This window comes from Frigoribacterium sp. AC759 (assembly GCF_979256015.1).
In genome coordinates this window covers 1-269 of sequence record NZ_CEEDMT010000096.1, presented here as the reverse complement: position 1 = coordinate 269, position 269 = coordinate 1, and the positions used below count along the sequence as shown (strand labels likewise).

Annotated in this window: 1 protein-coding gene; it reads left to right on the top strand. The window is 66.9% G+C overall.

Going from position 1 to position 269, the window contains the following annotated elements:
* On the top strand, positions 1 to 269 hold a 269-nt coding region (locus ACZ6JE_RS15230; RefSeq protein ID WP_464319486.1), incomplete at both ends, for a hypothetical protein.

Below are 269 nucleotides of genomic sequence, written 5' to 3'. Positions count from 1 at the left end.
ACGGAAACCCGTGAGTGGCTGGATGCCCTCTCGTCCGTCATCGGCGAGGAGGGCGGCGACCGCGCCCACTTCCTGCTCGAGACGCTGATCGACCACGCCCGCCAGGCCGGCATCGAGGTGCCGTTCTCGGCCAACACGGCCTACGTCAACACCATCCCGACCGACCAGGAAGAACGCTTCCCCGGCAACATCGAGATCGAGGAGCGCCTGCGCGCCTACATGCGCTGGAACGCCATGGCGATGGTCGTGCGCGCCAACAAGCACAACCC